The following is a 19,900-nucleotide window of genomic DNA, read 5'->3' on the forward strand; positions in this document are numbered from 1 at the left end:
AATTATAATGAAAAAGTTTTTTTTAATTGTAACACTCTTTGTTACAACGCTCTGTGCTGCAGCACAAGACAAAACAGAAGAAGATGTCGACGGTAAATGGATATTGGATGGGGTAACAGGCCTCAATATATCGCAGACATCATTTAGTAACTGGTCAGGAGGAGGAGAAAATTCCTTAGCTGGAAATATCTATCTAAACGGCTCATTGAAACGGAAGAGCGGCAACTGGCTGTGGGTAAACACTCTGGCTCTTGACTATGGTTTAACGAAAAACAAATCGGATGGTATGCGCAAAACCAATGATAAGATAGACTTATCTACCCAGCTCGGCTATTCGACAGACAACAAGTGGTTCTATACGGCAATGGCCGACCTGAAAACCCAGTTCTACAAAGGATATGATTACCCGAATAAGGATAATTACATCTCCAAGTTCTTCGCGCCTGCTTACGTAAACGTTTCGCTCGGTATGGAATACCGCAAAGACTGGTTCTCGGTTTACCTATCGCCTGCCGCGGGCAAAATGACATTTGTCGAAGATTCCTATCTATCCAATAGGCCGGGAGGAAGCTTCGGTGTAGATGAGGGCGACCGTTTCAAAGCTGAATTGGGTGCATACCTGAAAGGACGTCTCGAGAGAACTATAATGGAGAATGTGAAGGTTATCTCTACTGCCGACTTCTTTACAGCTTATGACGACTCGTTCGGCAATGTCGATATCAACTGGGATGTTATGATAAGCATGAAGATCAATAAGTTCTTGTCGGCATCTTTGAATACGACGCTCAAATACGACGATGATGTGAAAACATACGACAGCGCAGGTAACTGGAAAAGCGGCGCCAAAGTACAGTTCAAAGAAGTGCTGGGTATAGGGCTTGCATATAACTTCTAAGGAGAAGATAGCTTAATATAGGGTAAGTAGCGGGATAACTTCCTGCTACTTTTTTTATACCATATTCTTACTAACATAGCAAAACGGTCTATCGCCTATTGAGAAGCCCTACACACTGGTTAGCATAGGGCTCTATGATAGCGGCACGATTTCTACTGCGTCATCGTTATACTACCTTCCTATAAGGCACAAAAAAACTGCCCCTCTCGGAGGGGCAGTTTTCTATTTCGTTACCTTGTAGTACTTTATTAGTCTTGAACAACAAATATAGCTACACGGTTCCATTCGTTAGTTGAATATGGCTGTACATTAGAGCCTTTGTACTCAACATCTACACGGCTGCTGTTGATGTTATGTTTCTTGATCAATCTGTCAGCTACGTTCTTAGCACGTCTTTCAGACAATCTTTCGTTGTAAGAAGCAGTACCAGTTTTCTTATCAGCGTATCCAACAACTTTGATCTTAACGTTAGGGTTATCTTGCAGATATTTAGCAACGTTGTAGATAGTCACTTCTTGTCCGCGGTCGATAGTAGAGCTGTTCAAACGGAAGAATACTACGTTAACCGGAGCTGAACCTTTCACTTCTTTCACGATAGTTTGAGCTTCAGGACACTTAGGACAACGCTCAGGACGAGTAGAGAGTTCAGCATTTTCGCGACGAAGTCTGTTGATTTCATCGTTCATTCTATCAATCTCAGCCTGATCTCTCAACAATGCTTCAGAGAATCCTGTTTTACCAAGTTTGTAAACCAAGCTTGCCGAAACACCTGCGATAGCATCGTAGTTAACTTTTCCAGGACCCATTTTATCCAAGTTGTCTTTTACCAATGTAGCATAAAGCTCAACATCGAGAGACAATCTGTTAGAGAAACGGAAGTTGTTGATGATACCGGCATTAGTAGTGATACTTCTTGTTTTAGCATCTTCCAATCCCATTACAGCATAGTTGTCATAATCCCATGCGTGAAGGTATCCGATACCTACATAAGGAATAAAGCTATAGAAACGTTTTTCGTTGTAACGTCCGAATGTATTCGATACATTCCACATGAAGTCAACGTGTCCGTTTACATAGTTGTTTTTCAACATCGTGTTACCATTGTTCATGAAGTTGTGAAGTCTTCCGCCTTCTACCTTCAAACGAGATCCCCACATTGGGCTAAACCATTTACCTACCTGTACTGTAGGAACAAAGTTTATACGACTTTGGAAATCAGCTTCAGCACCTTTGTCACCGAGTGATACATTGGCAGCAGCACCGGCTCCGATAAACCAGTTATCCCAGAATCCATTTTTCTCAAATACAGTCTTGCGTCCAGCCTGAGCACTTTGCCCAGATGTTTCTTGAGCAGAAACAGTCAGCGTGGCAAGAATCAAAATTAAAAGCAAACTTACTTTTTTCATAACCGTTCAATTTTTATTAATTAATTAATTTAGTTCTATGTTTAAGTTCTTAGTTCAGAATTAGTTGTTATTGTATTGTATGTACCATCTATAAATTCTCTCCAACCCTTCTTCGACTTCGACTTTGTGTTTCCATCCTAACGAATGCAGTTTGGAGACATCTGTCAGTTTACGCATCGTACCATCAGGTTTTTGGGGATTAAACCAGATTTCACCTTTAAATCCTATAATTCTTTCTATTAGGCCGGCTACATCTTTTATGGAAATCTCTTTCCCTGTTCCGATGTTTATATGCGTATTTCGGATTTCTTTGTTATTTATAACACCCGCTAAGTCCGAAAAGTTTACGTGTTCCATGATAAATATGGTTGCGTCTGCCATTTCTTCACTCCAAAGAAATTCACGCATCGGATTGCCTGTCCCCCAGAGTTCTACCTGAACAGTTCCGTCCGGTTTATGCCTGATACCATATTTAGATAACACCTCCACGATTTCCTCTTTAGTGGATTTATCGGAGACTCCTTCTATCGGGCGCTTTTTCAAATCCTTCGCAATCGTCTCCCAGTCGTTATTCTCGAGGCATTTACCTAAATGTATTTTGCGTACCATTGCCGGTAAGACATGGGAAGTTTCGAGATTGAAGTTATCATTCGGGCCGTACAGATTCGTTGGCATCACAGCTATAAAGTTGGTTCCATACTGGATATTATAGCTTTCGCACATCTTTATACCGGCTATTTTGGCAATAGCATACGGTTCGTTGGTATATTCGAGCGGAGATGTAAGCAAAGAGTCCTCGCGCATCGGCTGAGGCGCTTCTTTCGGGTAAATGCAGGTACTTCCGAGGAAGACCAGCTTTTTCACGCCATTTTTATATGCCTGATGGATAACGTTGTTTTGTATCATCAGGTTTTCGTATATAAATTGTGCTCTGTACTTATTGTTGGCGACAATGCCACCCACTTTGGCAGCAGCCAGAATGACACAGTCGGGCTTTTCTTCTTTGAAGAAAGCTGCAACAGCTTCCTGAGAAGTCAAATCCAATTCAGCATGAGTACGGACGACAAAATTTCTGTAGCCTTTGGATTGTAAGTTTTTTAATATAGCCGAACCGACTAAACCCCGGTGACCAGCTATATATATTTTCGCATTTTTATCGATCATCCAATTTATTCAAAATAATTCAAGATCCTGTAGCCGCCATCCTTCAGATACTCTTCTTTTTTCATCAGGTTCAAATCGTTAGCGACCATGTCCTGACAAAGAGCTTTCAGGTCGTATTCAGGAGTCCAGTTCAGTTTTGTTCGTGCTTTTGTACTATCTCCAATCAAAATATCTACTTCAGTAGGTCGGAAGTAAGCAGGATCTACTCCTACTACAACCTCTCCGATTCTCTTCTTAAACATTGCCAGCTGTTCTTCACCGACAAGCTTAGCAAATTTAGCCTCATCTATCGATGCTATTATGCCGACTTCGTCGACGCCCTCTCCTTTGAAAGCGACTTCGACACCGACTTCATTGAAAGCCATCTTGATAAAATCGCGGATAGTCGTTGTCACGCCGGTTGATATTACGTAGTCATCCGATTCTTCTTGCTGAAGGATCAGATACATAGCTTTTATATAGTCTTTGGCATGTCCCCAGTCGCGCTGGCTCGAAAGATTTCCCATAAAGACTTCCTTCTGCAAGCCAAGTACAATGCGCGCTACAGCACGGGTTACCTTACGGGTAACGAATGTTTCGCCGCGCAAAGGCGATTCGTGGTTGAACAGTATTCCGTTGCTTGCATGCATGCCATAAGCTTCGCGATAGTTCACTGTTATCCAGTAAGCATATAGCTTAGCTACAGCGTATGGGCTGCGCGGATAGAACGGAGTTGTTTCTTTTTGAGGTATCTCTTGTACCAAGCCATATAACTCGGAAGTTGAGGCCTGATATATTCTTGTTTTCTTCACCAAGTCCAACAGGCGGACAGCTTCCAATATGCGAAGCGTACCTATACCATCGGCATTTGCTGTATATTCGGGTGTATCAAAGCTAACCTTCACATGGCTCATGGCTGCGAGGTTGTATATCTCATCCGGTTTTACATCACCAATAATACGTGTTATATTCATACTATCGGTCATATCTCCGTAGTGAAGAATCAAATTACGGTGAGACTCATGCGGATCCTGATAGAGGTGATCTATCCTGTCGGTATTGAAAAGCGACGAACGACGCTTGATACCATGCACTGTATAACCTTTTTTAATTAAGTATTCAGCCAGATAAGCTCCATCTTGTCCTGTAACACCTGTGATAAGGGCAACTTTTCCCATGTAAATCAGTCTTTTTTTTAGTATATATTAATTTTGTATATAACGCTATGTTTGGGGCAAAGGTACGTTTTTTTAGAAAAACAGATCTATTTTCTTTTCTATTTTCACGTTTTATCAGAGTTTAATACTTTTTATAATATCTTTTAACATAAAAATATCAAAAACTCATCGCATCTAATGACCCATAACGTCCAATCACTTTATTATCTTTATCCAAAAGGAAATAAGTAGGGGTTCCTATGATACCATAGTTCGTATAATTAGTCCCGCCAAATCCCTTGAAATCACATAGTTTATCCTTCCACTGAAATCTGGAAGCCATAGTCTTATATTCATTCTCGTCATGATCTGCCGAAATCGAAATCAGCCGTACATTTTTCTCCTTGATAGATGGATACCGGGCTATCAGCTTTTCCAATTCCAATTTGCAATTCGGACAATCAGACTCGTAGAAAAATAGAATCGTATGCGCATATTTCCCCGCAACCATCGGTGCCTGCAAACCTTCCAATTCGGGAACAAGCATCCCTTTGCGCAACTTGGCAAGCGTGAAAGCAGCATACATATTCCCCTGAGGGTGCTCTATCCTACCCGATTCCACTACGTAAGGGATAATGATATCGAAAGCATCGTCCCAGGCATATTGGTTGACAATGGTCAGCAAATCGTCTGCCAATGCTTCAAAAACAAGTTGGGATTTTATCCTGTCCAAAAGCTTTACCATATCCTGTCCAAAAGCTTTCTGTCCTCCTATCCTCGACAACGGATCGATGATAAAATACCATAGGCTACTGGTATATAAAGCCTCTGCATTCAATTCATTTTGAGCATATTGATGTATTTGGTAAAGAGTTTCCAGATTTCGCTGTTGCTGTCCCGAAGCCATCCCGCTGAGCATATTCATGTACTGCAATAGTTCGATGAATTTATCGGCATACAGGCTCGTATCCCTCTGCGCCGGCCCTGTCTGCTTCAGGTAAGCATACAAATAATCGTTCTCCGGCGAGTTCTTGAATACAAACTGATTGTCGGCATAGTTGACAGAAAAGTTTTCCTTGTTGACAATAAACATTGCCGATTTCTTACCTGAAACCTGCAAAGAAGCCATACCGGCATAATCCTTATATTTGTTGGGGATGGTGATAGTAGCGCTGCCGCCAAAACTGAACATTCCGGACTGAACGGTATCTTGTTTCAACCCTTTATTGAATATCAGGTAATATTGCGAATTGGCATCTTCGGGGATGGTGACGTTTATCTGTTGCGCAAATACGCTACTTGAAGTAAATAATAGAGCTAAGAGAACAAATAAAAATATTGTTATTCTTTTCATTTAAATTCAATTTTTAGAGTAACGGCGAAAACAGCCGCACAATTGATTCTGCAAATTTACGGAAATTTGACCGTTTTGCCCAATCTTCGGGGTACAATAATGATGCCATCACCATATCCTGTTCGAATATCCGGCGTGCACTACGCGCCGAACCTTCATTATAGATAAACGCATCTATCTCGAAATTATGTTCGAAGCTGCGCACATCCATATTAGCCGAACCTGTTATGGTCAACGAATCGTCGATGACAGTCATCTTGGAATGAAGGAAGCCTCCTTCGAAAAGGTAAACGCTGACACCCGCCTCCTGCAACTCCTTGATAAAAGACATGGTAGCGATATGCACAAAAGTAGTATCGGAGTTTCGCGGAATCATCAACCTGACATCTACGCCCCGCATGGCAGCCGTCTGAATAGCCGACATCAACTGATCGGTCGGGACGAAATAAGGGGTTTGGATATAAATATAATCCTTGGCATTATAGATGGCTTGTATAATACCGATGTGGATGCTTTTGTATTGCCCCATAGGGCCACTCGTCACAAACTGGACGAGGTTATCTCCTTGTGTGGCAATCTTCGGAAAATAGCTATCATCGGACAGAAATTCCTTCCGCGAATAATTCCAGTCGATAATAAAAGAGGTCTGCAAGCCGGCTACGGCTTTGCCTTCCACTTTGATATGGTTATCGCGCCATATGCCATAATCCACTCCTTTTATGTAGCGGTCGGCAACATTCATACCGCCCATAAAACCGACTTTGCCATCAATCACAACTATTTTGCGATGGTTGCGGTAGTTGACGCGGCTGGCTAAGAAACGGAATGTCACTTTCAGGAAGGCTTGTGTTTCTATTCCTTGTTGTTGCAACTCTTCAAAGAATTTCCGCTTGGCATTCCACGAACCCACATCGTCGTACATCAAACGCACGGTGACGCCTTGCTTCGCTTTTTCGAGAAGGAGGTTTGCCAGTCGATGCCCCATATCATCATCCATAAAGATATAATACTGGATATGAATATGATGTTCGGCCTTTCTTATTTCTTCGAACAGGGCGTCGAATTTGCTTACGCCATCCGAATAGAAAGTTATTTTATTGCCGGAATACAGGGCTGCCCTATCCATACGATACAGCAAACTGATAAGATTCGAATATTTCTCGGGCGGAGGGATTAACTCTTTGGGTTCTATGCGGTTTATGGCTTTCTTGCTCAGTTTCCGAAACATCCTGTGCGAGATAAGGCGTTTCTTTCGCCCGTCTTCGCCGAAAAAATAATAGATAATCAGCCCGACAAGGGGAAGGAAAACCAGAATAAGTATCCACGAAACGGTCTTGACCGGATTGCGGTTCTGCGTGATAATAACCACTATCACCCCAATTGCCGTAATTACATAAAACAATTGCAGGAACAGGATAAGATTATCAGACGTAAAATCTATCATGCCGACCGATTAGTTTAGTGTGTTCAACTTTCGTCTAAAAGCCGCAATATATCTTCTTTCAGCACGGTGCGATCCCACGAATAGGTAGCATCGGCGTGTTCGATATATTCTACCAAAGATAAGGCTTTTCTTAAATTTTCGTCATATTTTATGTCAACAGTTTGATATTCATCGGTTAGTATGCGTGCATACTGCTCTATCAACCCGAAGTCTTCCAGCAAATTAATTATTTCGACAGCCGAATCGGAACGCTCCACATGGTAATAGTCCCGATACAGTTCGAAGCATTTCTGCAATATCCTTTTCTGCTCTTCTTTAGGCGCTTTCGGCCTTTTGAGATAAAGCTGGTTCAGCTTGGCAAAAAACTCCTGTAAAATACGCTGTATGTAGTCATCTTTTCGTATCTGTTGTACCATACAATTTCCTTCCGTCTATCAAATAGCAAATAAATGCTCCTATCGTATAACAAAGTATGTCTCCCCAACTAAAGGAAGAACCGAGAACTGTTCGCAAAATAGCATTATCCTGCACTCCCAAGGCCTCCACCATGCGAAAATATTGAGCTATCTCCACCGCATAGGCGAAAAGGAGTGTAGGGATTATCAAATATAAGGATTTTGTCTGAATAAATGTTTTCAGGAAATAATATATCAGTATGACAACAATTATATCCCCTCCGTAGGGGCGGACAAACGAATCGTTGACAAACAGGGCAATAAGCACCTCAACCAAGAACAGGAGCACGAAAACAATAAATGAACGGATACTGAACCGGAAGCGGAAAAGCGGGTTATTTGCGGTATTTTTCATCTACTTCTTCCTCCATGATGTTGAGATATGACTTGTAGCGGCTCTCGCTTATATAGTGATTTTCGACAGCTTCGCGGACAGCACATCCGGGCTCGTTCAGGTGCAGGCAGTTATTGAAACGGCAATTTGCCGATGCTTCGAATATTTCGGGGAAGTAATGCGAGATTTCTTCTTTCTCCATATTCACCGTCCCGAAGCCTTTTATACCAGGCGTATCGATGATATAGCCCCCTTCGGGCAATTCTATCATCTCGGAAAAAGTTGTGGTATGCATCCCTTTCTTATGATAATCGGAGATAGCGCCCGTCTTCAGGTTTACATCGGGGATAAGGGCGTTTATCAACGTCGATTTACCAACCCCGGAATGCCCTGAGAAAGCGGTAACTTTTCCCTTTATCTTTTCGTGGATAGCTTCGAGGTTCTGCTTGTTCAAAGCCGAAATACAGATACACGGGTAACCGATATGCTCGTAGAGATGAACCAAGCCATCCATGTATTCCTTGTCATCCTCGTCGTAGAGGTCTGTTTTATTCAGTATCAGATTGACGGGTATGCGGTATGCTTCGGCCATAGCTAGAAAGCGGTCGATAAACACCGTAGAAGTCACCGGATGATCGACTGTCACCATCAAGAAGCATAAATCCACATTGGCGGCGATGATATGCGATTGTTTCGACAAGTTCGATGCCCGGCGGATAATGTAATTTTTGCGGTCTGTTATGTCGGTGATAAGCGCCGTGCCTTCGGCATTCCGTTCGATAGAAACGATGTCGCCCACCACCACCGGATTAGTACTGCGAATGCCTTTCAGACGGAAGTTTCCTTTCACCTTGCACTCTACATCCTGCCCCTCGTCGGTGCGGACAATATACCAGCTTCCCGTATTTTTTATTACCAGACCTTTTGTCATGTACGCCTTTCTATTAAAAATGGTAAAACTCAAAGTTCTGTAAAACCTTGAGTTTTAAACCGAAAACAGTCAAACAAATGTTCGATTATACGGTCATTATTTCTTTTTCCTTAGCTGCAAAAACTTCGTCTATCTTCTTGATATACTTGTCATGCATTTTCTGCATATCATTTTCCGCATCTTTGGCTACATCCTCAGGCGTACCGTCTTTCACCGATTTCTTGATAGCATCGATAGCATCGCGGCGGGCATTGCGAACACTGATTTTCGCTTCCTCGGCCTCACCCTTAGCTTGCTTAGCCAATTGCTTACGGCGCTCCTCTGTCAATGGGGGAATGCTCAGGCGGATGACCTCTCCGTTGTTATCCGGCGTAATGCCGACATCGGAATCCATGATAGCTTTCTCCACATCGCGCATCATTTGCTTTTCCCAAGGCTGTACCACAATCGTACGGGCATCGGGGGTACTGATAGAGGCGACTCCGCTCAATGGCGTCAATGTTCCGTAATAGTCGAGCTTGATTCCGTCGAGGATACGCGGATTCGCTTTTCCGGCACGGATATGTGCCAACGATTCGTCGAGATACTCGATAGCACCTTGCATCTTTTTCTCTGCTTTTTGCTGTATTTCTTTTATCATAGTCTATATCGTTTATATTTTTTCTTTCTCTTTCCGAATACTTTACGCATGCACGTATGTACCGATATTTTCGCCACGCATCACCTTTTCGAGATTGCCCGGGGTATCCATATCGAATACGACTATCGGCAGGTTATTTTCTTTGCACATCACGGTTGCTGTCAAGTCCATCACTTTCAGTCCGCGTTGCAATACTTCGTCGTACGAAATAGTGTCGAATTTGGTCGCAGTAGGATCTTTCTCCGGATCGGCCGTATAGATACCATCCACGCGCGTGCCTTTCAGCATCACATCGGCCTCAATCTCGATCCCCCGCAAGGAAGAACCGGTATCGGTCGTAAAAAACGGATTGCCCGTTCCGCACGAAAAGATGGCTACCTCGCCATTTTCCATCGTCTCTATAGCTTTCCATTTGGTATATAATTCGCCTATCGGCTCCATACGGATAGCTGTCAGGACGCGGGCTTTTACGCCTGCTGCCACAAGTGCCGAACTGAGCGCCAAGCTGTTAATCACCGTAGCCAGCATACCCATCTGATCGCCTTTCACCCGGTCAAAACCTTTAGAGGCGCCACTCAAACCCCGGAAGATATTTCCGCCGCCGATGACAATACCTATCTGCACACCCATTTCGGCTATATGCTTAATCTGTTGGGCATATTCGTTCAACCGGTTGGTGTCGATACCGTATTGCTGGCCGCCCATGAGCGACTCGCCGCTTAGCTTGAGAAGTATTCTTTTATATTTTGCCATTTCGTTATTTCGTGATATGCAAAACTAACATTTTTTCGTAACAAAACAAAAGCGGCGACGTCAATCGTCCCGCTTTTTAGTCAGTAAGCTATTATATAATGTCGTATTTTTTATTATTTCGAATCCTTTACCGAATACAGGGTTCTCATGGTTCGAAACCTTAAAGTAAGCGGCATTATCGAACAAATCCCTTGCTATCAAGGATTTCAGATCCGATTTTATCAACTCCTCGGAACGCTTATATTCCGCCTCATCGAATTCTATTTTTTCCGCCTCACCTGCTGCTATCAAATTATCCAGCAACTTCTGCGGAACGGTATATCCTTTGATAAAGCTATCTATCGTTGGATATTGCTGCAACAGTTTTTTGCGGTGCAGATCCACCTCGGTCAAAGCGGTCTTGTTCAATGCGCCATGCCAAATCAATTTGCTGCGATAAGTCGTATACATCGTTGTATCGAACGGAACAAAGTAATCCGGCATAATGCCGCCACCACCGTAGACAGTACGCTCGTTAACCAACGTTTTGAATTTCAATGAATCCGGGAAGTGAATGCTATCGCTGCTTTGCAGTTCGCCCCTGTTATAGCGTTCGTAGAAATCGGCAGCATAAGCCTCTTGATTTCCTTTCTCATACGGACGTTGGATAGAACGTCCTGTAGGCGTATAATAGCGGGCTGTTGTCAGGCGCATTTCCGAACCGTCGGGCAATGGGAACGGCCGTTGCACCAATCCTTTCCCAAAGCTGCGGCGACCGACAATCACGCCTCTGTCCCAGTCTTGTATTGCTCCCGAAACGATTTCGCTTGCCGATGCCGACGACTCGTTTATCAGGACAACCAATTTACCTTTCTTGAAAATTCCTTTATTGTCCGATGCTGCTTGCTGACGGTTTTGATGTGCTCCTTCGGTATAGACTATCAAATGATTCGCTCCCAAAAACTGGTTCGAAACTTCGATAGCGGCTCCCATATAACCGCCGCCGTTTTGTTGCAGGTCGAGAATCAGATCGACCATTCCTTCTCCCTGCAATTTCTTGCACGATTCCAGAAACTCGGCTCCTGTCTTCGCTCCGAAGCGGCTCAAACGAATATAGCCTATCGTCGGCGTCACCATATAAGCGGCATCTATGCTGGTGATAGGAATACGGTCACGTGTTATCTTGAAGGTAAGCAATTCGGGCATTCCGCGACGGACAACTTTCACGTTTACGATAGTCCCTTTTTTACCTTTCAATCGTTTCATAATAGCCTTTTGCGGCATTTTTACCCCTGCAATAGACGTATCGTTCACCTGCACAATGCGGTCGCCGGGCATAATCCCTACCCTCTCGGACGGGCCTCCCGAAACGGTCTCGATAACATACAGCGTATCCGCCATCATATTGAACGAGATACCGATGCCATCGAAGTCGCCTTCTAATGGTTCGTTGGCTTCTTTCAATTCTTCCGCACTCAGATACGAAGAGTGAGGATCCAACGTTTGCAGAATGGATTTGACGGCATCTTCCGCCAGCTGGTCTTCGTCTACTTTATCTACATAAAAGTTTTCGACAAAAGTCATGGCCGTAGCCACTTTGCGTGTAGCATCGCTGGTTCGCAGCTGCTGAGCTGTAAGTGAGGATAGCGCTACCACGAGCGCAAACAGAGTGGTATATATCTTTTTCATACACATTCGGGTAAAGCCTCGAGAGCTTTCTTTTGAATTATCTTTACTCAGATAGTCCTATTTATAATTAGTTTCAATCTCGTTTGGTTATGTCGAGCCCTTCGGGTATAAAACGGCTGACATCGTGCCCATATTGTATCAATTCGCGCACGATGGAGGAACTGATATGTGTCAATTCGGGTTCGGTAAATAGTATAACAGTTTCTACCCCCGATAATGTTCGGTTTATGTCGGCAATATTTTTCTCGTATTCGAAATCGTTCACCGAGCGGATGCCCCGTATTATGATAGAAGCGTCTATCTCGCGGGCAAAATCGATTGTCAAAGTCCGGTATGCTTCGACCGATATGCGCGGTTCGTCGCGATATAATTCGCGAATCATAGCCAGACGCCTTTCGGAGGTGAATAAACTTTTTTTCGCGTCGTTCACCCCGATAGCAATAACAAGCTCATCGACAAGTGCCAATGAGCGTTTTACTAATGAATAGTGCCCGATAGTGAACGGATCGAATGTACCGGGAAAAATACCTTTTCTTTTCTTCATCGTTTAGTTTCCTACATCGGAGAGGAATTTGATGCGTACCAGACGGATTTCTTCTTCGGTATATTCACCCAATTCGTTGATTGCATCTTCCAGATTGTCCGATTCGGCTTCATTAAAATATTGAAATATATCTTCCAGGTGATCTTCGTCGATCACTTCGTGCAGGAAGTAGTCGATATTGATTTTCGTTCCCGAATATACGATAGCTTCTACTTCGTCGAGCAGTTCGTGGAATTCTATCCCTTTCGATTCGGCAAGGTCGTCTAATGCCACTTTGCGGTCGATACCCTGCACGATGGCTACTTTCAGTTTCGACTTGTTGGCTACGGTTTTTACGCGTAGGTCTTCGGGACGTTCTATTTCGTTTTCTTCGACGTGCTTTTTGATGATAGTTACGAATTCGGGACCGTAACGTTTCGCCTTCCCGGCTCCTACACCCGGTATATTCTGCAGTTCTTCCAGATTTATCGGGTAGATAGTCGCCATCGCTTCGAGCGAAGGATCCTGAAAGATTACGTACGGAGGGACGTTCAGTTTCTTGGCCATTTTCTTCCGCAAATCTTTCATTATCGAGAAGAGTACGGGATCGACGGCCGAACCGCCACCGCCACCTTTTACTACCACATCGTCTACATCTTCGGTGTCGTCATCGTCATCATCGCCCACCTTGGTGATCTTGAACGAAGTCGGTTTTTTAAGGAATTTATCTCCTTTTTTCGTCACCTTCAGCAGTCCATAATTTTCGATGTCTTTTTCGAGGTAACCTTCGATAATAGCCTGACGGAAAACTTCGTTCCACACTTGCTCGTCCGTGTCGTCACCCGAACCGAAGACTTCGATATCCTGATGGTTATAGGTTTCTATTTCTGATGTTTCTTTTCCTCGTAGAATATTAATTACATATTCTGTCTTGAATTTTCCTTTTAATGCGATCACGGCTTCGATCGCTGTTTGTAACAATTCTTTCGCTTCCACTAAAGTTTTTGGATTAACACAGTTATCACAATTTCCACAATTCTTTTCTTTATATTCTTCCCCGAAGTAATGCAACAACACCTTTTTGCGGCACATAGCCGTTTCGGCATAAGTTGCAGTTTCGAGTAACAGTTGTTTTCCGATTTCTTGTTCGGCAATAGGCTTGCCCTGCATAAACTTTTCGAGTTTCAGCAGGTCCTTGCTCGAATAGAATGCTATACAGCGTCCTTCGCCACCATCGCGTCCGGCACGCCCGGTCTCCTGATAATAGCCTTCGAGGCTCTTAGGCATATCGTAATGGATAACGAAGCGTACATCCGGCTTATCAATTCCCATCCCGAAGGCGATAGTCGCTACAATGACATCGACTTCTTCCATGAGGAAGGCGTCCTGATTCCCCGATCGTGTAGAGGCATCCAGCCCGGCATGATAGGGGCGGGCATTGATATCGTTTGCTTGCAGAATTTCGGCAAATTCTTCTACTTTCTTTCTGCTGAGGCAGTAAACGATACCCGATTTTCCAGCTTGAGATTTGATGTATTTAATGATGTCCTTGTCGACATCTTTTGTTTTCGAACGTATTTCGTAATAAAGGTTCGCCCTGTTGAAAGACGATTTAAAGACGTCGGCCTCGACCATACCGAGGCTTTTTTGTATGTCATATTGTACCTTCGGCGTAGCGGTGGCTGTGAGCGCGACAATAGGATGCTTGCCTATTTCGTTCACAATGGGACGGATGCGGCGGTATTCGGGACGGAAATCGTGCCCCCATTCCGAGATACAATGCGCTTCGTCTATGGCATAGAAAGAGATAGGTATTTCACGGAGAAATTCGACGTTTTCTTCTTTTGTCAACGATTCAGGTGCTACATACAGGAGTTTTGTCTTTCCCTCGCGGATATCGTTTTTTACTTTTTCTATCGCTGTTTTGTTGAGCGACGAATTCAGAAAATGGGCGACGCCTTCGGTCTCGCTGAAGTTCCGCATGGCATCGACCTGATTTTTCATCAAGGCGATGAGAGGGGATATAACAATAGCCGTTCCATTCATCATCAGCGCGGGAAGCTGGTAGCAAAGCGACTTACCTCCCCCGGTCGGCATCAACACAAACGTATCTTTCCCATCCAGCAGATTCTGGATGATCTGTTGTTGGTTTCCTTTGAACTTATCGAAGCCAAAGTTCGTTTTCAACGAGCGGATTAATACGTCTTCCTGAGCAGACATAATGAATTTGTTTTATTCTATTATTCTTATTATTTAAGTATCAAGTTGCCCCTTTTTTTGCGGGGTATTCTTCAGAATCCTGTAATAAGCAATTCTACCGTGCAATTAGAGTATCTCTATACGAAGATATATCCTTATTCTTTAAACATCAAAGGTTATTGGAATATTTTTTTAGTTCTGCCCACATTTTTAACATGAAGCTACGACGCTTTCAGCCTGTCAAGATTCGACGAAGCCAGTTGTTGTTCGGCATATTGCTTGGTTATGTGCAGCTTGTCTCCTCCATCCGACGGCATGGTGAACATGGCATCCATCATAATGGTTTCGACAATCGAACGTAGTCCGCGTGCCCCGAGTTTGTATTCGATCGCTTTATCGACAATGTATTCGAATACTTCCTTGTCGAAAGAGAGGTCGATATTATCCATCCTGAAGAGTTTGAGGTACTGCTTTATGATGGAATTCTTCGGTTCGGTCAGAATACGCAGCAAAGCATCCCTATCCAGCGCATCGAGGTGGGTAAGGATAGGCAATCGCCCGATGATTTCGGGGATTAACCCGAAGGATTTCAAATCCTGCGGCGTAACGTATTGCAACATATTGTCGCGGTCGATATCGGCTGTCTGGCTTGCTGTGGCATATCCTACCACGCGCGTATTGAGGCGCTGTGCAATCTTCCGTTCGATTCCGTCGAATGCTCCTCCACAGATGAACAGAATATTTTTGGTATCGACAGGTATCATCTTCTGATCGGGATGTTTACGTCCTCCCTGCGGCGGCACGTTGACAATAGAGCCTTCGAGCAGCTTCAACAATCCTTGCTGAACACCTTCGCCGCTAACGTCGCGCGTGATGGAAGGGTTATCGCTCTTGCGGGCAATTTTGTCTATCTCATCTATGAAGACAATCCCTTTTTCGGCTGCTGCAGTATCATAGTCGGCGGCCTGCAACAAACGCGTAAGGATGCTTTCGATATCCTCGCCGACATATCCGGCTTCGGTCAATACGGTGGCATCTACAATAGCAAAGGGGACGTGCAGCCTTTTGGCTATGGTGCGGGCAAGCATCGTCTTCCCTGTCCCGGTAGGGCCTACCATGATGATGTTGGATTTTTCTATCTCCACATCATCGTCGATATGCTGTATCAGGCGCTTGTAGTGGTTATAAACGGCAACGGACAAAGACCGCTTGGCGCTGTCCTGTCCGATGATGTATTCGTCTAAATAGGCTTTTATTTCTTTAGGAGTAGGGAGTTTGTCCTTCTCCAGTTTTCCGCTGTTGGTTGTCTGCTTTTTTGCCTCGAGGTTCTCTTTTACTATCTGATAGGCCTGTTCGGCACAGCTATCGCAAATCTGGGCAGAGATACCCGAGATGAGAAAATTCACATCCCGGTCACTTCTTCCACAAAACGAGCAATAGTCGCTGGTTTCTTTTTTAGCCATGTATTATTCTACTGGTTTTACTTTTTTTCTTTGGTTAATATTTTATCCACCATTCCGTAATCTAATGCTTCGCTCGACGTCATCCAGTAGTCACGATCCGAATCGCGCTCTACTTGCTCGAACGGTTTGCCCGAATGTTCCGAGATAATAGTATAAAGCTCTTTCTTCACTTTACCTATTTCGCGGGCGGTGATTTCGATATCGGATGCCTGTCCCTGTGCTCCTCCGAGCGGCTGGTGAATCATTACGCGGGAATGTTTCAAGGCAAAGCGTTTTCCTTTTTCGCCGGCAACGAGCAACACGGCTGCCATAGAAGCGGCGATACCTGTACAGATAGTAGATACGTCGCAACCGATATATTGCATCGTATCATAAATTCCGTATCCTGCATATACCGATCCTCCGGGAGAGTTGATATAAATAGAGATATCCTTGCCCGGATCGGAGGTATCGAGGTAGAGCAACTGCGCCTGAATAACATTGGCAGTATAGTCATCGACTTGCGTGCCGAGGAAGATGATACGATCCATCATCAAACGCGAAAACACGTCCATCTGCGCCACATTCAACTGGCGTTCTTCAATAATCGTCGGAGAGATATAACTGCTGGTTATATCCATATATTTTTCAAGCCCTAAACTATTCAGTCCTAAATGCTTGGTAGCATATTTTTTAAAATCGTTATTCATCGTCTTTTATTTTTTAGTGATTAATCTGAAAATACAGTATATAAAGCCCTACAAGTTTTATGCCACATATTAACAGATTAAGCTATTGTTGTTCTCAAACAAAAGTATAACAAAAAAACGGAAACGCATAAAAAAACAGGCAGCAAGATTTTTTTCATCTGCGGCTGCCTGTTTTTAGTATCTTATTCAGCGTATATTACCCGTCTTTTTTTCGCTATACTCTCTCAATCCCGGACACAACGGACCGAAAGCCCGTTCCAGACGAAAGGAGAAGGAACAATAGTCCCATCAGTAAGCGAAGGCGTATTATTTATCAATTGGCGGTAGCGGTAAGACGTTCCGACGATAGTAGACGACCACCAATAGGCATGCCTACCAAACCAAGTAGCATAGAGATGACTGTAGTCGACATCGCCGGACGGCACGGCGTCAAAGCCGGATGGCTCCGGAGTACCGCCGTCGCAGCAGCCCCACGAAAGAATAGCATTTCCATTGGCATCGGTGTAAAACTTTCCATATTTGTCCGCTTTGCGCATTTTCCGGGCGGCATCAGCTGCACCACCAAATACATCAGCCAGCTTATCCCACTCGTCATCGTCGGGCACGTGCCAGCCGGTAGGACACACAGACTCAAATAATGGTAAACCAAAGACGAAGTAATGCAATCCATATTCTTTCGCAAAATCCAGATAGCTTGTTTCTGGGTTGTTCTGAAGCACACCCCAGGTATCGCCTATCCCCCAGATATTGGCAGGGATATTGTTTCCCGTCAGGTCTGATACGCTACTAATAACCGCTGTTGTACCGCCTGCAATACTCAACTTGGCTCTATTACCTAAGGGATTCCCGTCTCTGTTGCGGGTAACGTACAAGTTGCTGGTAGTCCAATAAGCGCCATCGCACAGGTCTACACCAAACCACCGGGCATTGTAGACGTTGCCGTCGATGTCCGTCATCGTTATATCTCTTCTTCCCTGATAGGGCGGTATAAGCGGTTCCCACTTTTCACCATCCCAGATAAATATACCCGGATCGACCGCCGGCTGGAAAACATTCGCTATACATGTAGGTTCCATCTCCTGCATGTTGTAGACCAACAGGCCGAGGTGCTCGTCTTTGTCCCAACTGTCACTGGCTTCTGTGCCGTCGATGGTTTGTGCCAGCGTCTTGCCGGCAGGGATAGTCAGTGATGTCAATTTCACCCGCGGAAGCGCAAGGCCTTTGTCAGCATTGCCTCCAGCTAAATTTTTCAGGTCGAGCAAAGCGCCGGCATTAGGCTGTTGCCCGCTACCGATAGTCACCTGCGCTTGCAGGTTGATTGTTGTTGTGAATAAGGCTAACAGTACGATAGCCTGCGTTAAGATTCTTTTTTTCATGTTATAAAAGAATAAGCCACCTCCCCCTGCCCCCACAAGAGGGGGTAACAGAAAAAGATGAAGTGAATAATATGTTTGATTGAGCCCCACCAAACCTCCCCGTGGGGGAGGCTAAGAGAAGGATATATTTTCGTTTTTTGTTGAATGGTGGTGCAAACCCATTTCCCCCTCTGGGGGATAAAGGGGGCCGGTTATTGTCATCCCGATACGGAGCGAGGGATCTCGGTGCGTTCTTACTAATTGCCTCCACTTTTAAGTGGAGGTCTCGAAAGGTTGGTTCAAAAATGGCTTTAGCCAAATATCTTTTGACTAAAGTCATCTCCTGAAAGATGCAATCATATCCACGCCTTAAAAGGCGTGGCAACATTAGACTATTAGCTTTGTAGGGGGCAATAAACATTGCCCCGTATATGTCGGATATTACGGGCGAATATTTATTGGCTCGACTACGCTTCGCCGAACGATGTTTCGCCCCTACATGGATTTTGTTGTTGACTGTTGACTGATAACTGTTGACTGAATAGTGCTGCTCACTGTTGACTGAAAAATCCCGCTTCTCCTCACGGAGAAGACGGGACAAAATGGGGGTTCTTCCCCTGACATTAACACAAGCAATTTGGCACCCCCTCCCTGCCTCCCCCATTAGGGGAGGAGATAGGAAAAGGGTATATATTTTTACTCCCCCTCTGTTGGAGGGGGACGGGGGGAGGTGAATATTTTTTGAAAAAACTACCCTGAAAATTTGGTGGCCTAAGAAATAATCGCTAAATTTTCGTGTGTGTGTGTGTGTGTGTGCACGTAGATAACAGAATATATCATATTAGAATACAATATATTAACTGAAAAAATGGTCTTATTATATCTGTTTTTTAGCACGATATTTGTGTTGTATGATACTGCAAAGAAAGTACTTTTTATTGACAAATACACCATTTGAAAGAAAGAAAATAGTCAATCGTCACAATCAAAAGCCGGAAATTTATTATCTCAACCGATAGCTTTTTCCCTCTTATTCAACACTTATACCTGACATACAACTATTCATAATCAAAAAAAGACTATATTTGTAGGCTTAATTTAATAATATCGGAACAAAATATACTGAATGGACAACGCTAAAATCATTGTAAACAACGTCGTGGCAGCTTGCCAGGAGAAAAAAGCCCGTAACATTGTAATCGTAGACATGACAGAGATGATAGGAACCATCTGTCAATATTTCGTAATATGCGAAGGACGCAGCCCTACACAAGTATCGGCAATAGGTGAGGAAGTTATCGATTCACTCAAAAAGAACATGAAAGAACGCCCTATCGCAAGCGATGGTGTAGTGGAAGGACGTTGGGCAGGAATAGATTATGGTACGGTTATTGTTCATATATTTTTACCCGAATTGCGCGAGTTTTATGACATCGAACATTTGTGGGCTGATGCGCAGTTGGAAACGATTCCCGATATCGACTGACAACT

18 protein-coding genes are annotated in these 19,900 nt (G+C 44.0%); 2 read left to right on the forward strand and 16 right to left on the reverse strand.

The window, feature by feature from the left end:
- Positions 1-7: 7 nt before the first annotated feature.
- Positions 8-895, forward strand: a complete 888-nt coding sequence (locus D0T66_RS12470; RefSeq protein WP_163357626.1) for a DUF3078 domain-containing protein — start codon at positions 8-10, stop codon at positions 893-895.
- 248 nt (positions 896-1,143) lie between these two features.
- Here the strand turns inward: D0T66_RS12470 and D0T66_RS12475 are convergent, their stop codons facing one another.
- From D0T66_RS12475 to D0T66_RS12550, 16 genes are all read right to left on the reverse strand, one after another.
- A complete protein-coding gene (locus D0T66_RS12475) occupies positions 1,144-2,286 on the reverse strand; it encodes an OmpA family protein (RefSeq protein WP_255489822.1) in 1,143 nt (380 codons plus the stop codon).
- Positions 2,287-2,361: 75 nt separating this feature from the next.
- Positions 2,362-3,462, reverse strand: coding sequence for a GDP-L-fucose synthase family protein (locus tag D0T66_RS12480; protein ID WP_370520802.1), 1,101 nt, complete (start codon positions 3,460-3,462; stop codon positions 2,362-2,364).
- An 8-nt stretch (positions 3,463-3,470) separates the two neighbouring features.
- The gene (gene gmd / locus D0T66_RS12485) at positions 3,471-4,622 is read right to left on the reverse strand and encodes a GDP-mannose 4,6-dehydratase (RefSeq protein ID WP_163357629.1); all 1,152 of its coding nucleotides are present in this window, start codon (positions 4,620-4,622) and stop codon (positions 3,471-3,473) included.
- 157 nt (positions 4,623-4,779) lie between these two features.
- Positions 4,780-5,955: a peroxiredoxin gene (locus D0T66_RS12490; protein ID WP_163357630.1), complete on the reverse strand. Its 1,176-nt coding sequence runs from the start codon at positions 5,953-5,955 to the stop codon at positions 4,780-4,782.
- A gap of 13 nt (positions 5,956-5,968) precedes the next feature.
- Positions 5,969-7,399 (reverse strand): cardiolipin synthase, encoded by a 1,431-nt coding sequence (gene cls, locus D0T66_RS12495; RefSeq protein ID WP_163357631.1) that lies wholly within the window; start codon positions 7,397-7,399, stop codon positions 5,969-5,971.
- A gap of 23 nt (positions 7,400-7,422) precedes the next feature.
- Positions 7,423-7,815, reverse strand: a complete 393-nt coding sequence (locus D0T66_RS12500; RefSeq protein ID WP_163357632.1) for a hypothetical protein — start codon at positions 7,813-7,815, stop codon at positions 7,423-7,425.
- The gene (locus tag D0T66_RS12505) at positions 7,790-8,209 is read right to left on the reverse strand and encodes a DUF2809 domain-containing protein (protein WP_163357633.1); all 420 of its coding nucleotides are present in this window, start codon (positions 8,207-8,209) and stop codon (positions 7,790-7,792) included. Before D0T66_RS12505 ends, D0T66_RS12500 begins: the two co-directional genes overlap by 26 nt.
- On the reverse strand, positions 8,190-9,119 hold the full coding sequence (gene rsgA / locus D0T66_RS12510) for a ribosome small subunit-dependent GTPase A (protein WP_163357634.1): 930 nt from the start codon (positions 9,117-9,119) through the stop codon (positions 8,190-8,192). Before rsgA ends, D0T66_RS12505 begins: the two co-directional genes overlap by 20 nt.
- 85 nt (positions 9,120-9,204) lie before the next feature.
- Entirely contained in the window at positions 9,205-9,759 is a 555-nt protein-coding gene (gene frr / locus D0T66_RS12515; protein ID WP_163357635.1) for a ribosome recycling factor, read from the reverse strand.
- Between the two features lie 42 nt (positions 9,760-9,801).
- Positions 9,802-10,512, reverse strand: coding sequence for a UMP kinase (pyrH, locus tag D0T66_RS12520; RefSeq protein ID WP_163357636.1), 711 nt, complete (start codon positions 10,510-10,512; stop codon positions 9,802-9,804).
- Between the two features lie 60 nt (positions 10,513-10,572).
- The gene (locus D0T66_RS12525) at positions 10,573-12,180 is read right to left on the reverse strand and encodes a S41 family peptidase (RefSeq protein WP_163357637.1); all 1,608 of its coding nucleotides are present in this window, start codon (positions 12,178-12,180) and stop codon (positions 10,573-10,575) included.
- Between the two features lie 73 nt (positions 12,181-12,253).
- Positions 12,254-12,724, reverse strand: coding sequence for a pantetheine-phosphate adenylyltransferase (coaD, locus tag D0T66_RS12530; RefSeq protein ID WP_163357638.1), 471 nt, complete (start codon positions 12,722-12,724; stop codon positions 12,254-12,256).
- Positions 12,725-12,727: 3 nt separating this feature from the next.
- The gene (gene recQ / locus D0T66_RS12535) at positions 12,728-14,923 is read right to left on the reverse strand and encodes a DNA helicase RecQ (RefSeq protein WP_163357639.1); all 2,196 of its coding nucleotides are present in this window, start codon (positions 14,921-14,923) and stop codon (positions 12,728-12,730) included.
- Between the two features lie 200 nt (positions 14,924-15,123).
- Positions 15,124-16,365: an ATP-dependent Clp protease ATP-binding subunit ClpX gene (gene clpX / locus D0T66_RS12540; protein WP_163357640.1), complete on the reverse strand. Its 1,242-nt coding sequence runs from the start codon at positions 16,363-16,365 to the stop codon at positions 15,124-15,126.
- A 17-nt stretch (positions 16,366-16,382) separates the two neighbouring features.
- Positions 16,383-17,054, reverse strand: coding sequence for an ATP-dependent Clp endopeptidase proteolytic subunit ClpP (gene clpP, locus D0T66_RS12545; protein ID WP_163357641.1), 672 nt, complete (start codon positions 17,052-17,054; stop codon positions 16,383-16,385).
- 224 nt (positions 17,055-17,278) lie between these two features.
- Entirely contained in the window at positions 17,279-18,430 is a 1,152-nt protein-coding gene (locus D0T66_RS12550) for an FISUMP domain-containing protein (protein WP_163357642.1), read from the reverse strand.
- Between the two features lie 1,105 nt (positions 18,431-19,535).
- On the opposite strand from D0T66_RS12550, the gene rsfS reads away from it, so the two are divergent.
- Positions 19,536-19,895 (forward strand): ribosome silencing factor, encoded by a 360-nt coding sequence (gene rsfS, locus D0T66_RS12555; RefSeq protein ID WP_163357643.1) that lies wholly within the window; start codon positions 19,536-19,538, stop codon positions 19,893-19,895.
- Positions 19,896-19,900 lie beyond the last annotated feature (5 nt).

Source organism: Dysgonomonas sp. 25, from assembly GCF_010501075.1.
Lineage (GTDB): Bacteria > Bacteroidota > Bacteroidia > Bacteroidales > Dysgonomonadaceae > Dysgonomonas.

What these genes read in the sequence shown, in the direction of transcription:
- frr (WP_163357635.1), bottom strand. Translation starts at nt 9,759, where the DNA reads ATGATAAAAGAAATACAGCAAAAAGCAGAGAAAAAGATGCAAGGTGCT.
- D0T66_RS12550 (WP_163357642.1), bottom strand. Translation starts at nt 18,430, where the DNA reads ATGAAAAAAAGAATCTTAACGCAGGCTATCGTACTGTTAGCCTTATTC.
- D0T66_RS12490 (WP_163357630.1), bottom strand. Translation starts at nt 5,955, where the DNA reads ATGAAAAGAATAACAATATTTTTATTTGTTCTCTTAGCTCTATTATTT.
- coaD (WP_163357638.1), bottom strand. Translation starts at nt 12,724, where the DNA reads ATGAAGAAAAGAAAAGGTATTTTTCCCGGTACATTCGATCCGTTCACT.
- D0T66_RS12470 (WP_163357626.1), top strand. Translation starts at nt 8, where the DNA reads ATGAAAAAGTTTTTTTTAATTGTAACACTCTTTGTTACAACGCTCTGT.
- rsgA (WP_163357634.1), bottom strand. Translation starts at nt 9,119, where the DNA reads ATGACAAAAGGTCTGGTAATAAAAAATACGGGAAGCTGGTATATTGTC.
- D0T66_RS12500 (WP_163357632.1), bottom strand. Translation starts at nt 7,815, where the DNA reads ATGGTACAACAGATACGAAAAGATGACTACATACAGCGTATTTTACAG.
- recQ (WP_163357639.1), bottom strand. Translation starts at nt 14,923, where the DNA reads ATGTCTGCTCAGGAAGACGTATTAATCCGCTCGTTGAAAACGAACTTT.
- rsfS (WP_163357643.1), top strand. Translation starts at nt 19,536, where the DNA reads ATGGACAACGCTAAAATCATTGTAAACAACGTCGTGGCAGCTTGCCAG.
- clpP (WP_163357641.1), bottom strand. Translation starts at nt 17,054, where the DNA reads ATGAATAACGATTTTAAAAAATATGCTACCAAGCATTTAGGACTGAAT.
- cls (WP_163357631.1), bottom strand. Translation starts at nt 7,399, where the DNA reads ATGATAGATTTTACGTCTGATAATCTTATCCTGTTCCTGCAATTGTTT.
- D0T66_RS12505 (WP_163357633.1), bottom strand. Translation starts at nt 8,209, where the DNA reads ATGAAAAATACCGCAAATAACCCGCTTTTCCGCTTCCGGTTCAGTATC.
- clpX (WP_163357640.1), bottom strand. Translation starts at nt 16,365, where the DNA reads ATGGCTAAAAAAGAAACCAGCGACTATTGCTCGTTTTGTGGAAGAAGT.
- pyrH (WP_163357636.1), bottom strand. Translation starts at nt 10,512, where the DNA reads ATGGCAAAATATAAAAGAATACTTCTCAAGCTAAGCGGCGAGTCGCTC.
- D0T66_RS12525 (WP_163357637.1), bottom strand. Translation starts at nt 12,180, where the DNA reads ATGAAAAAGATATATACCACTCTGTTTGCGCTCGTGGTAGCGCTATCC.
- gmd (WP_163357629.1), bottom strand. Translation starts at nt 4,622, where the DNA reads ATGGGAAAAGTTGCCCTTATCACAGGTGTTACAGGACAAGATGGAGCT.